Below are 13,666 nucleotides of genomic sequence, written 5' to 3' on the forward strand. Positions count from 1 at the left end.
TATGAAGCATATTGACCTTTACAAAGGAAAGAATGTACTTGTACTTGGACTAGCAAAAAGTGGTACAGCAACCGCAAACCTACTACATAAACTGGGTGCAAATGTTATTGTGAATGATCGTAGTCCAATTGAGGGGAACGAGCAGGCATTAGAGCTGCAATCAAAAGGATTCGAAGTCATATGTGGTGGACATCCATTAAGTATATTTGATCAAAACATTGATGTTGTATTTAAAAATCCTGGTATTCCATATTCCAATCCTTTAGTGTTACTGGCGGTTGAAAAAGGAATTCCGGTTCTCACCGAGATAGAGCTTGCCTATCAAATAAGCGAGGCTAGCTTTATCGGTATTACGGGATCTAATGGAAAAACAACCACCACTACTCTTATAGACGAAATGCTCTTAGAGGACAAAAAAGAACCTCTTATTGCAGGGAATATTGGAAAAGTAGCGGTGGAGGTTGCACAGAATGCAACCGCATCTAATATTATGGTAACAGAGCTCTCTTCCTTTCAATTAATGGGAATCCAAACATTCAGGCCAAAAGTAGCCGTATTGGTTAATGTTTTTGAGGCGCATCTAGATTATCACGGAAATATTGAAGAATATGCTCGAGCGAAAGCAGCTATTTTTCGCAATCAAACAGAAGAAGATTATGCTGTTATTAATGCAGATAATCAAGTTGTTGCAGGTCTAGTTCATGACATTAAAGCTATGCTTGTTCCATTTTCTGTAACAAAAAGAGTGGATGGTGCGTATCTTGCTGATGGCTCGATTTATTTTAAAGGTGAAAAAATTATTAAGACGAAAGATATCGTCTTACCAGGAAAACATAGTTTAGAAAATATATTGGCGGCTGTTGCAACAGTTAAACTAATAGGAGTATCTAATGAATCTATTACAAAGGTGCTTACTACTTTTACAGGTGTAAAACATCGTTTTCAATATATCGATTCTATTCATGGGCGAAAATTTTATAATGATTCGAAAGCGACTAATATACTAGCAACACAAGGAGCGCTTTCTGCATTTAAAAATAATGTGATTTTACTTGCAGGGGGATTAGATAGAGGAAATGATTTTGACGACCTCATTCCTTATTTGAAAAGTGTAAAAGCGATCATAACTTTCGGTGAAACCGCTAGTAAGCTAGAAAAAACTGCGAAAGAAGCAGGAATAAAAGAGATAAAACGTGTCGATAATGTGGAAAAAGCCGTACCGGTAGCTTATGAAATGTCCCATGTCGGTGATATTATCCTTTTATCTCCAGCGTGTGCAAGTTGGGATCAATACAAAACATTTGAACAACGAGGAGACATTTTTATAGAGGCCGTGCATAAGCTTAAGTAAGGGCTTGGCCATAGAAATGAGGCTTTGTTCTGATAGTTGCCCACTTCCGGGATATAAGGGAAGTGCAACATACGGACAAAGCCTTTTTTTTGGCTAATTAGAAGGAAAAAAGAAGGCTGGTTCCTTATCTATTTGCTCTAAAAAATGCTCGAGAGGTGTTTTCAGTTGGCGACAAAGCGTTCTACTCCCGATTTAATTCTAATCATAACAACACTGACTTTACTTGCGATCGGTCTAATCATGGTCTACAGTGCAAGTGCAGTCTGGGCGGATTATAAGTTCCAGGACACCTTCTTCTTCGCAAAGCGGCAGCTGCTGTTTGCAGGCCTTGGGGTTGTGGCGATGTTCTTTATCATGAATGTCGATTATTGGACATGGAGGACATGGGCAAAGCTGATTATTATTGTGTGTTTTATTCTTTTGGTAGCCGTATTGATTCCTGGTATCGGGATGGAACGGAATGGATCTAGGAGCTGGATAGGAGTCGGAGCATTTTCGGTACAACCGTCAGAATTCATGAAAATTGCCATGATTGCATTCTTGGCAAAGTACTTAAGCGAAAACCAAAAGAAAATCACTTCGTTTAAAAAGGGATTAGTGCCAAGCCTAGGGTTAGTTTTCCTGGCCTTTGGCATGATCATGTTGCAGCCGGATCTGGGTACAGGGACCGTAATGGTTGGGACCTGCATTGTCATGATCTATGTGGCTGGCGCAAGAATCAGCCATTTCGTGGGACTTGGACTGATAGGCGTGGCAGGATTTGTCGGGCTGGTCCTCTCTGCCCCTTATCGAATAAAGCGTATCACTTCCTTCCTTGATCCGTGGGAAGACCCATTAAACAGCGGATTTCAGATTATCCAGTCCCTGTATGCAATCGGTCCCGGTGGTCTTCTGGGATTAGGATTGGGTCAAAGCAGGCAAAAATTCTTTTACCTGCCAGAACCACAAACTGATTTCATTTTTGCTATTTTGGCAGAAGAACTGGGCTTTATTGGGGGATCTTTTGTCGTCTTGCTTTTTGCGCTCCTCCTATGGAGAGGCATACGTATTGCACTCGGGGCACCTGACCTGTATGGAAGCTTCCTGGCAGTAGGCATTATCGCTATGGTAGCCATCCAAGTTATCATCAATGTCGGGGTTGTGACAGGATTGATGCCGGTAACCGGAATCACCTTGCCGTTTTTAAGCTATGGAGGATCCTCATTGACCTTGATGCTTATGGCAGTGGGAATACTGCTCAATATAAGCCGATATGCAAAATATTAAAATAAAAAGCCAGAAACTCAGTGCAAACTGACTTTCTGGCTTTTTTAATGGGCTACCCTGAAAATATTAGTGTATTCCCTTTGACTCCTTGTTGATTTCCGTTCCAAGTGGCAGCGATAGCGGGGCGGTGCTTGAGCCTCCTCGGCATGCTTGCATGGTCTCAAGTCTACCGCTATCTCCCCCAGTAGTCTCACACCTTACACTACAATCAACAGGGGTGTCAGGTGATGCGTAACGTCCTCACTATATTCTTATTTCTCATGGTGTAAATCTTTTACATGAGGGTCTTGTCTGTTAGTGTCTAGTTTTGAGTATTTTAAAATCTAGCTGTTGATTGGAGCAATAGGCGAAGACTCCGGCGGGTGTTGCGTTTGGTGGAGACCCCACAGGCGAAGCCGAGGAGGCTCTCGCAAGCCCCGCGGAAAGCGAAGCCTAGTGCGGAAATCAACAGCGGTGTATAACGGGGCCTTTTTATTTGAGGTTATATAAATGTACAAATGAAGAACCAGGAATGTTGGAATGAGTAGTTAGACCTGTGACTAGAGTCATCTGAATTTCGGTAGTATGACAAAAAATAAAATTTTGGTTACAAAATCTGATTTTGATTGCACAACTCCAACAAGGGATATAGTATATAGATATTATGCGTGCAAAGTGATGAGCCAAATTTATTATTTGACGTTTAGATCAACGGAAAATATGCTAGGATGAATTAAAGGGGTTTATCCTTATAGTACGATGGGTATATAACTATCGTTCGATTTTTTCATTTATACATATATAGACTCATCCCATCCCTTTACGTTGCATTAGGCTGATGTACCTTCTTTTTTTATATTGCATAGAATAACAAAAAAGATTAAGTACACGGCAATAAAAACGATTTACACTCTTTCATTATAAAATTAACTAAATGATTGACGGAACGTGTATGTAGGAGGAATTTATGGAACAGTTACAGTTGGTTAGTGAGCTGCAGGAACTAAATGTAGGCAAGGTTCTGCCAGATGAACCATTGGCAAATCATACAACAATGAAGATTGGCGGCCCTGCTGATGTATTGGTAGAACCGAGTAATCTTGAAATGCTGCAGGAGACAATGAAAATTATTCATAGGCATGATGCGAAATGGACTGCTATCGGACGCGGGTCCAATCTGTTGGTGTCCGATCTTGGAATAGAAGGTGTAGTCATAAAGCTTGGAAACGGCATGGATCATCTGGAAGTGAGCGGAAATGAAGTGAAAGTGGGCGGTGGATACTCCCTGATCAAGCTTGTAACCATCATCAGTAAACAGGGATTGACAGGTCTTGAGTTTGCCGCTGGCATCCCAGGGACAGTCGGAGGTGCCGTGTATATGAATGCTGGTGCGCACGGATCGGATATGTCCAAAGTGCTGAAAGTGGCACATGTATTATTTGAAGATGGCGAGATGGCTTGGTTGACAGCAGAGGAAATGAATTTTTCTTATCGCACATCATTGCTTCAGAAAGAACGTCCTGGAATCTGTCTTGAAGCCGTTCTGAATGTGGAAGAGGGCAACAGGGAAGATGTGGTTGCTACACTTCAAAAGAACAAAGATTACAGACGGAATACCCAACCGTTCAATTATCCTTGTGCAGGAAGCATATTCAGAAATCCGCTCCCGGAATATGCAGGTGCATTGATCGAAAAAGCAGGCCTGAAAGGATACACAATCGGTGGTGCAAAAGTTTCTGAAATGCATGCGAATTTCATTGTAAATGATAACGGGGCTAAAGCTCAGGATGTACTGGACCTTATCGCTCATATCAAAAAAACAGTACTTGAATCATTCAACGTACAACTAGAGACCGAAGTTGAAATAATAGGAAGAAAATAGTATTCTTTATCCTTTTTTTCACCCCACATGTGATATAATTATGCTAGAAAATCAATGCATAATATATTCTTGGAATATGCCGTGCGGTGGGGTGAAAACGTACTACATGGAAAAAGGGAAAGTAGTTACTTTGGAAGATCGGGTTCCTAAATTAAAAGAGCAGCGAAAACACAAGGCTAACCGGAGACTGATTCTCTATTTATCCTTATTTTTTATCCTGTTGTCTCTCATTATTTACTCACAATCTTCCCTAAGCAAGGTTTCGGCTATTAAAGTAAGCGGTGATCGCCATTTGACGGAAGCGGAGATTGTAGACTTAAGCGGAATTTCCCTTAAGACAAGCATCTGGAGAGTTAATGAGGAAGAAGCATCCAATAAAATCCTTCAGCATAAAGAGATAAAGGAAGCCCACGTGTTCAGGAAACTTCCTAATACTGTAGAAATAGACGTTAAGGAATATAATCGAATCGCTTATATATATGACGAAGGGAATTACTTTCCTGTTATCGAAAACGGGAAAATTTTAGCTGCAATTGAATCGGACTCGCTGCCAGATGATGCTCCGCTTATGATGAACTGGAATCAGGGAGATTCCGTGGAAGAATTTATCGGTGAACTGATGAAGCTGCCAGAATCCATCATCTATGCCATTTCAGAAATTCATCATACGCCATCTGAAGTAGATCCTTATCATATTACACTATTTATGAATGATGGATTCGAAGTTAGTGCAACTGTAAGAGACTTTTCAAATAAGATGTCAGCTTATCCCTCCATTGTCGCACAGCTTGATCCGAATAAAAAAGGTGTGATTAATATAGAGGTAGGGACATTTTTCAAACCTTATGAATCAGTTGGAGATGAAGATCAGGATGAAGGTGAACGGTAAACATGTCGTCCTATCCTTTGTTTGTTTAGTACTTGGTTTCATCATTTCCTATTCGTATCAATTAACACAAGAGGAAGACAACAAAGGAACAGACAGACAATGGGAACGCGACTTTGCAATTCGTGATTCCTTGATAAAGACGGAAGAACGAAACTTGCAATTGCAAAAAGAATTATTGGACAAGCAGGAAGAACTCAGAAAAATTGAGGAAAGTCTGGCAACAGGAGAACAACTTCTTTTCAATCTAGTGGAAGATGCTGAGAATCTTCGAATGTACAATGGAAACGTAAAAGTACAGGGTAAAGGTGTGGAAATAACGCTTTCCGATGCCTCTTATGTGCCTTCCGAGGAAAATGTGAATAATTATATCGTCCATGAAGGACATGTTTTCAAAGTAATGAACGAGTTATTCATCTCGGGTGCAGCTGCAGTTTCCGTCAATGGTCAACGAATTACGAAGAACTCTTATATCGTTTGCAACGGTCCCGTCATCACAATTGATGGAAACCAGTACCCTGCCCCTTTTAAAATAAGTGCAATTGGAGATCCAAATGTGCTAATTCCTGCACTTAATATCCTTGGTGGTGTGAAGGACCAATTAGTTGCAGATAACATTACGATAAAAATGATGGAAAAAGACAGTATTGTAATAGACCCTGTCATTCAATAGATTAATTGGGCTGCATGCTTGGTAAGGTTAGGTGTTCTAGGTGGTCAATCGGAAATTAAGTTTTACCATTATTACAATTATTGTTGGCCTGATGGTTGCCGTTCAATTTCAAACAGTACAACAACCGGATGTTCGCGATACACGTGATACTTGGGAATTGAGAAGCGATTTGAAAAAAGAACAGGAAATTCAATCGCAAATCATCCAAGAGATTCGGAAATATGAAGCTACAATTCAGGAATATACAAAAGAACAAAAACAATCCACAGAAGCTGCTTTAAGAGATACGCTTGAGGAATTAAAAAAGGATGCAGGTTTGACTGAAGTGAGCGGACCGGGTATCAGAATGACTGTCAAACCACTTTTCGGGGAGGATATCCTTGGAGAAGTGGAGGAAAATATATCAGCAGAACTATTGCGTCGATTTGTCAATGAGTTGAATTCATATGAAAGTGATGAAATCTCCATTGCAGGTCAGCGTATCGTCAATAACACGGTGATCCGTGAAATCAATGGAAGAACAAAAGTGAATAATGCATGGATTCCTAACGCGAATTTTGAAATTGTTGTTATTACAGACGACCCGACCAAGTTGTATAACCGTCTCCAGGTATCACGTGCCATGGACGAGTTTGCGATTGAAAATCTTTTGTTGGAAGTTTCCACTCCCATTAATCATGTAACCGTACCGGCATATGACGAAGCAATCAGAGTGAAATACATGGAGCCGGTGAAGGCAGAGAAGGAGGGGAATTAATATGTGGCTTCCGCTCCTTGGGCTGATAGTTGGAATTGTGTTGGGGCTGTATTCTGAAATCAGAGTACCGGATGAGTATTCGAATTACTTATCCATCGCAGTTCTGGCTGCACTTGATACTTTATTCGGTGGAATAAGGGCTCACCTGCAAAACAATTATGATGATAAAGTATTTGTTTCCGGATTTTTCTTTAATATCCTATTGGCAGCAAGTTTAGCTTTTCTCGGTGTCCATCTTGGTGTAGACTTGTATTTAGCTGCAGTTTTCGCATTTGGAGTCAGGTTGTTCCAGAATATTGCAGTGATAAGAAGGATTTTATTATCCAAATGGTCACTTTCTAAAGAAAAAAACGAAAAAAAATGATTTTTAAAAAGGGAAAACACCATGAATGTGGAATACTTTCTAGTATAATATGTTTTTCCGCTTGTTGTTCTATATAATTGGTTGTTTTTTAGTAGTAGAAGGAGGTGCCATAGAATGAACAGCAATGAAATTTACGTAAGTTTGGACATCGGTACATCCAGTGTTAAAGTAATCATTGGAGAAATGGTAAATGATACTTTAAATATAATTGGAGTCGGTAATGTAAAATCAACTGGTTTACGAAAAGGATCAATAGTAGACATAGATGAGACGGTTCATTCCATCAAAAAGGCAGTGGAGCAGGCAGAAAGAATGGTAGGCCTGCCGATCAACCGAGTGGTGGTAGGAGTAACCGGAAATCATGTGCAATTGCAGGATTGCCATGGTGTAGTAGCAGTATCAAGCGAAAATAGGGAAATTGCGGATGAGGATATCGCACGAGTGATTGACGCAGCTCAAGTATTCTCCATTCCACCTGAGCGTGAAATAATCGATTGCATTCCAAAGCAGTTTATTGTGGATGGATTGGATGAAATTAATGATCCTCGTGGAATGCTTGGAGTACGCCTGGAAATGGAAGGTACCCTCATCACAGGTTCTAAAACAGTTCTACATAATTTATTGCGTTGTGTGGAGAAAGCAGGATTGGAAATAACCGATATCTGTTTGCAGCCTCTAGCAACCGGCTCCATCGCCCTATCTAAGGATGAACGAAACCTTGGTGTTGCATTGGTGGACATAGGTGGGGGTTCTACTACCATCGCAGTCTACCAAGATGGATTTTTAAAGGCTACAAGCGTGGTTCCTATAGGTGGGGAATATATTACGAAGGATATATCCATCGGTTTACGCACATCTACGGAAGATGCAGAGAAAATCAAAATCAAGCATGGACATGCATTCTATGATCATGCTTCTGATGAAGAGGTCTTCAGTGTTCCAATTATCGGCAGTGATCAGCATCAACAATTCAGCCAACTTGAAATCTCTGATATTATTGAAGCTAGAATGGAAGAAATTTTCGAACTGGTTCAACATGAGATTAAGAGATTGGGTGTAAGAGATGTACCAGGTGGCTTCGTGCTGACAGGTGGTGTCGTAACAATGCCTGGTGTGTTGGAGCTGGCACAGTTGATCTTGAATAACAATGTACGCAAAGCTGTTCCAGATTATATCGGTGTAAGAGAGCCGCAGTATACAACTGGAGTGGGCCTGATACAATTTGCTTATAAAAATGCAAAGCTTCAAGGAAGAAAAATCGAGTCTACATCCTCATCTGTAGAACATGTAGAAAAGCGCAGTGGCAAACCAACACAACAAAAAGGAAAGCAAATGAAACAAGTGAATGAAGAAGAAAAGGTTGGTACAAAAGTGAAGAAATTCTTCGGTCTTTTCTTTGAATAAACATTTGATGAGCTTGTTAGTACTTTCTTAGAATTAGGAGGAACAGTTATGTTAGATTTTGATACTAATATCGATCAATTAGCTACCATTAAAGTAATCGGAGTCGGTGGAGGCGGAAATAACGCTGTAAACCGTATGATAGAGCATGGTGTACAAGGTGTGGAATTCATTGCTGTAAACACGGACGCTCAAGCACTAAACTTATCCAAGGCAGAAGTAAAAATGCAAATCGGCGGTAAATTGACCCGAGGACTTGGTGCGGGAGCCAATCCTGAAGTTGGGAAAAAAGCTGCAGAAGAAAGCAAAGAGCAGTTGGAAGAAGTATTAAAAGGTGCAGATATGGTATTTGTAACAGCTGGAATGGGTGGAGGTACCGGTACAGGTGCAGCACCTGTCATCGCTCAGATCGCACGTGACCTAGGAGCATTGACAGTTGGTGTTGTTACAAGACCATTCACATTTGAAGGCCGTAAGCGTGCTACTCAAGCAGCTGGCGGTATTGCTTCCATGAAAGAAGCAGTCGATACACTGATTGTAATCCCTAATGATCGTCTACTTGAAATCGTTGATAAAAACACGCCGATGCTTGAAGCATTCCGTGAAGCGGATAATGTATTGCGTCAGGGTGTGCAGGGTATCTCTGACCTTATTGCCACTCCTGGTTTGATTAACCTTGACTTTGCCGATGTAAAGACAATCATGTCCAACAAAGGTTCCGCATTAATGGGTATTGGTGTAGCAACAGGTGAAAACCGTGCAGCAGAAGCTGCGAAAAAAGCAGTATCCTCTCCACTACTTGAAACTTCCATCGATGGAGCGCAAGGGGTTCTGATGAACATTACTGGTGGAACAAACCTTAGTCTTTATGAAGTCCAAGAGGCGGCTGATATTGTTGCTTCTGCTTCTGACCAAGAGGTAAATATGATTTTCGGATCTGTTATCAATGAGAATCTGAAAGATGAGATTGTTGTTACAGTTATCGCTACCGGATTCAGTGAAGCGGAAATCAACCATACGAAACAAGGTGCCCGCCCTGTATTTGGTGCACAAAAATCACCTGTTCAAAAGCGTGAAGTGAAGCGTGAGGAACAAGTGCAACAGCAGCACCAGGAGCCTGTTCGTCAGCAACAGCCTTCACAGCCACAACAGCAGGAGGAAACTTTGGACATTCCGACGTTCCTTCGTAACAGAAACCGTCGCAGATAATAAGAATTGAAATCCAGCTTCTTTTAGGAGCCAATTTAAAAGCGCAAACTCCGTACTAATACGGGTTTTGCGCTTTTTTTGCTCTTCACCAGTTATCACCACCGACAAATTAGCAAAAAATCCTTCAAAAATTGTATTCTACTATCGGCATAAACTGACAGACTTTCCGGGAGTCAGTAATATATACTAGGTTCAAATACAAAAAGGTATAAATGAGGGACTAATTTGACCGTTTATTTAGATGCCATCTGGCTACTAAACTTTGGTTTTGATTTTCTTCTTTTAAGAATGACCGCCTTCATTTTAAAACGTCAGGTTGCTACTTGGAGAATGGTGATAGGTGCACTCATTGGATCTGTGATTGTTGTTTTAATGTTTACGCCACTGCAGTATATTGTAACCCATGTTGCAGTAAAACTGATTTTTTCTGTATGTATGATTCTCGTTACCTTTGGTTTCCATCGAGCCCGGACTTTTGTAGAAAATCTGGTGGTATTCTACATCACTACTTTTGCTGTTGGCGGGGGAATGTTTGCTACCCATTATTTTTTGAGGGTCGATCATCAATTTGCAAATGATACGATTCAAACTTTGACAACAGGTCTTGGTGACCCTGTATCCTGGATGTTTGTGATTGTTGGATTTCCAATCCTATTATATCTCACGAAGAAACAGTTCAGCACCGTTGAAACCAGAAAATACCGCTATGATCAATTGGCCACTATTACCATTAATCTTGAAAAGGATGTGATTGAATTATCAGGTTTGGTTGATAGTGGAAATCAGCTCCAGGACCCCATCACTAAAACCCCTGTGATGATTGTGGAAGTGGACCGTCTTCAAGAAATCATACCGGAAGAAATTGTACATGCCATGAGTTCCATCGAAAATACACAAGGCTGGCCTACATTTTCCGACGAGACGAAATGGGTGGAGAGAATTAGGATCATCCCTTATCGGGCAGTGGGAAAAGAGACCACCTTGATGCTGGCAATTAAACCGGATAGGGCAATTATTCTACATGATAATAAACAATATGAAACAACCAAATTCCTCATAGGGCTGACACGAACGAAACTTTCCTCAGAAGGTGATTACGCATGTATCCTTCATCCGAAAATGCTACAGGGCGAAACTGCGGTAGAGCATGTCTCCTGAGCATAGGCTGTTTAAACAATGATTCTACTTTTCTGTGAGTTTTTTCTATATATAAATACGCATTTTCTTCATAAATAGAAGGAGGAGTTCAGTTGGGAAAGCTAAAAATTAAAATCACCTATTTATGGTATAAACTACTCATTAAGCTGGGAATAAAAACAGATGAAATATACTACATAGGTGGAAGCGAGGCGTTGCCACCGCCATTATCGAAAGAAGAAGAGGCTCTTCTATTAGTTAAGCTTCCAGTTGGAGATCAAGCAGCACGATCCATCCTTATCGAAAGGAACTTGAGACTGGTCGTATACATTGCCCGAAAATTCGAGAATACCGGGATCAACATTGAAGATCTAATCAGTATTGGAACTATCGGCCTTATAAAAGCAGTTAATACTTTTAATCCCGAAAAGAAAATCAAGCTTGCCACCTACGCATCCAGATGTATTGAAAATGAGATTTTGATGTACCTGAGACGAAACAATAAGGTTCGTTCTGAAGTTTCCTTTGACGAACCGCTGAATATTGATTGGGATGGAAACGAGCTTCTGCTTTCAGATGTCCTCGGTACCGATGAGGATATCATTACCAAAGATCTAGAGGCAAATGTGGACCGGAAGCTGCTTTTAAAAGCTCTGGAGCAATTGAATGACAGGGAAAAACAGATCATGGAACTCAGGTTCGGTCTGATTGGCGGCGAGGAAAAAACGCAGAAGGATGTAGCGGATATGCTTGGGATTTCGCAATCATACATTTCCCGACTGGAAAAAAGAATCATTAAAAGGTTAAGAAAAGAATTCAACAAAATGGTGTAAAAAAATTTATTGAGATTTTTTCCAGATTTCATAAGGGCTAGATTTATTTGTCAGAATAGACAGATTATAGCTTGTGCATATTTTTCCCTCCAGAGGAGATACTTAACTCTGAAACAGCAACTCCTGTTAGGAGGGGAAAGAATGACACGTAATAAAGTAGAAATCTGCGGAGTAGATACCTCCAAGCTTCCTGTTTTGAAGAATGAAGAAATGCGGAAGTTATTTCGTGAAATGCAAGGCGGAGAACTTTCTGCAAGAGAAAAGCTTGTGAATGGGAACCTAAGGCTCGTTCTAAGTGTTATTCAACGGTTTAACAACCGTGGTGAATTTGTAGATGACTTATTTCAAGTAGGCTGCATCGGTTTAATGAAGTCGATTGATAATTTTGACTTGGGTCAGAATGTTAAGTTTTCTACATATGCAGTACCAATGATAATCGGGGAGATAAGGCGCTATCTTCGAGATAATAATCCGATCAGGGTTTCTCGCTCACTGCGTGATATAGCCTACAAGGCCTTGCAGGTCAGGGAAAGGCTTATGAGTGAAACATCGAGGGAGCCTACCGCAGAAGAAATTTCAAAAGTACTAGAAGTGCCGCATGAGGAGATTGTTTTTGCTTTAGATGCTATTCAGGATCCCGTGTCTTTATTTGAGCCTATCTATAATGATGGTGGAGATCCGATTTATGTATTGGATCAGATCAGTGACGAAAAGAACAAAGATATCCAATGGATAGAAGAAATAGCACTAAAAGAAGGAATGAGACGCCTAAATGACAGGGAAAAGCTCATTTTAAGAAAAAGGTTTTTTCAAGGAAAAACGCAAATGGAAGTTGCTGATGAAATCGGGATATCGCAAGCACAAGTGTCACGACTTGAAAAGGCTGCGATCAAACAGATGAATAAAAATATTCAGAGCTAAACGCATGTAGTGATACAATGCCGTAATAAAACAAGCACCGATCCTTCTATTCACCGAAGAGGATCGGTGTTTTTATTTGGTTGGATACGCATGTATTGTGTTGTTAATTAGATAAAATGTACGCTACAAATGTAGCCCGTTGACTTCCGCTACGGACACAAGATTCCCCGGGGACGGATGAAAGCCTCCTCGGCTTCGCCTGTGGGGTCTCCCATGCCCTCTACTCTCCCGCAGGAGTCAAGTGTCCTCCGCTACAATCAACTCAGTTTTTATACCATTATTTGCTATACTGAAGTAAAAAAAAGACAAAGTTCAAATCTAAAAAATTCAGGAAAGCAAATTGTATACTATGAGTCACCCCTGTTGGTTGGAGTGCAAGGCGTGAGACTCTTGCGGGAACAGCGTGTCAAGGGAGACCCCGCAGGTGAGCAACACCAAGGAGGCTCCCGAGACCGCCCGCGGAAAGCGAACGTCTGGAACGGAAACCAACAGGGTGTTTATTGTGCAAATCTTATCTTTTGTCAAGCCCTATTCTTAATACAACAACTTTTACGAAAGAGCCTTTTATTAGATTCAAGAATTTTCGCCGATTAATTTGAAATACCCTTCATGAATACTGAGACCATAATCATATATTTAATTATGATGCAATTATATGGAGGAATGTATATGGTGAAAATATCTGAATTCCAGATGAAGGATGTTGTGAGTGTGTCGGACGGAAAGAAGCTTGGGAATATTGGGGATATTGATATTAATCTATCCAACGGGAAAATAGAGGCAATCATTATCAGCGGCGGGGGAAGAATGTTAGGTTTCTTCGGGAAGGATGAAGAGTTTGTCATTCCATGGAGAAACATCGTAAAAATTGGATCGGATGTCATACTTGTCAGGTACCAGACTTCTGTGGAAACGAAGTACGAGGAATAGGAAAACGCGAAAATTCGTGTCGAAAGTGACTTATTCATTCTTTTTTTGAAGAAAAATGTGGTACAATGTGAAGTAAT

Annotated in this window: 13 protein-coding genes; all 13 read left to right on the top strand. The window is 40.7% G+C overall.

Features of this window, described 5'->3' with window-relative positions:
• The first annotated feature begins 1 nt into the window (after position 1).
• The 13 genes from murD to ACQCT5_RS13760 all read left to right on the top strand — a co-directional run bounded on the left by murD (position 2) and on the right by ACQCT5_RS13760 (position 13,589).
• Positions 2 to 1,351, top strand: coding sequence for a UDP-N-acetylmuramoyl-L-alanine--D-glutamate ligase (gene murD, locus ACQCT5_RS13700; protein WP_499642577.1), 1,350 nt, complete (start codon positions 2 to 4; stop codon positions 1,349 to 1,351).
• A gap of 165 nt (positions 1,352 to 1,516) precedes the next feature.
• Entirely contained in the window at positions 1,517 to 2,617 is a 1,101-nt protein-coding gene (gene spoVE, locus ACQCT5_RS13705) for a stage V sporulation protein E (RefSeq protein WP_499642578.1), read from the top strand.
• A gap of 946 nt (positions 2,618 to 3,563) precedes the next feature.
• Positions 3,564 to 4,478, top strand: a complete 915-nt coding sequence (gene murB, locus ACQCT5_RS13710; protein ID WP_499642579.1) for a UDP-N-acetylmuramate dehydrogenase — start codon at positions 3,564 to 3,566, stop codon at positions 4,476 to 4,478.
• A gap of 106 nt (positions 4,479 to 4,584) precedes the next feature.
• Complete coding sequence (locus ACQCT5_RS13715) at positions 4,585 to 5,367, top strand: cell division protein FtsQ/DivIB (RefSeq protein WP_499642580.1); 783 nt, start codon at positions 4,585 to 4,587, stop codon at positions 5,365 to 5,367.
• Positions 5,351 to 6,037, top strand: a complete 687-nt coding sequence (locus ACQCT5_RS13720; RefSeq protein ID WP_499642581.1) for a DUF881 domain-containing protein — start codon at positions 5,351 to 5,353, stop codon at positions 6,035 to 6,037. Before ACQCT5_RS13715 ends, ACQCT5_RS13720 begins: the two co-directional genes overlap by 17 nt.
• 40 nt (positions 6,038 to 6,077) lie before the next feature.
• Positions 6,078 to 6,794 carry a DUF881 domain-containing protein gene (locus ACQCT5_RS13725; RefSeq protein WP_499642582.1) on the top strand — a complete coding sequence of 239 codons (717 nt, stop codon included), beginning with the start codon at positions 6,078 to 6,080 and terminating at the stop codon, positions 6,792 to 6,794.
• 1 nt (position 6,795) lies between these two features.
• Positions 6,796 to 7,158: a small basic family protein gene (locus tag ACQCT5_RS13730; protein WP_010193065.1), complete on the top strand. Its 363-nt coding sequence runs from the start codon at positions 6,796 to 6,798 to the stop codon at positions 7,156 to 7,158.
• Between the two features lie 114 nt (positions 7,159 to 7,272).
• On the top strand, positions 7,273 to 8,562 hold the full coding sequence (gene ftsA / locus ACQCT5_RS13735; protein WP_499642583.1) for a cell division protein FtsA: 1,290 nt from the start codon (positions 7,273 to 7,275) through the stop codon (positions 8,560 to 8,562).
• A 48-nt stretch (positions 8,563 to 8,610) separates the two neighbouring features.
• Positions 8,611 to 9,768, top strand: a complete 1,158-nt coding sequence (ftsZ, locus tag ACQCT5_RS13740) for a cell division protein FtsZ (protein WP_499642584.1) — start codon at positions 8,611 to 8,613, stop codon at positions 9,766 to 9,768.
• Between the two features lie 225 nt (positions 9,769 to 9,993).
• On the top strand, positions 9,994 to 10,926 hold the full coding sequence (gene spoIIGA, locus ACQCT5_RS13745) for a sigma-E processing peptidase SpoIIGA (protein WP_499642585.1): 933 nt from the start codon (positions 9,994 to 9,996) through the stop codon (positions 10,924 to 10,926).
• A gap of 92 nt (positions 10,927 to 11,018) precedes the next feature.
• Entirely contained in the window at positions 11,019 to 11,738 is a 720-nt protein-coding gene (sigE, locus tag ACQCT5_RS13750) for an RNA polymerase sporulation sigma factor SigE (RefSeq protein WP_386637675.1), read from the top strand.
• Between the two features lie 141 nt (positions 11,739 to 11,879).
• Positions 11,880 to 12,659 carry an RNA polymerase sporulation sigma factor SigG gene (sigG, locus tag ACQCT5_RS13755; RefSeq protein WP_204413496.1) on the top strand — a complete coding sequence of 260 codons (780 nt, stop codon included), beginning with the start codon at positions 11,880 to 11,882 and terminating at the stop codon, positions 12,657 to 12,659.
• A 669-nt stretch (positions 12,660 to 13,328) separates the two neighbouring features.
• On the top strand, positions 13,329 to 13,589 hold the full coding sequence (locus ACQCT5_RS13760; RefSeq protein WP_499642586.1) for a YlmC/YmxH family sporulation protein: 261 nt from the start codon (positions 13,329 to 13,331) through the stop codon (positions 13,587 to 13,589).
• Positions 13,590 to 13,666: the final 77 nt, after the last annotated feature.

Origin of the sequence: Sutcliffiella halmapala (assembly GCF_050107295.1) — a bacterium.
In the GTDB taxonomy this organism is placed as follows: Bacteria; Bacillota; Bacilli; order Bacillales; family Bacillaceae_I; genus Sutcliffiella_A; species Sutcliffiella_A halmapala_A.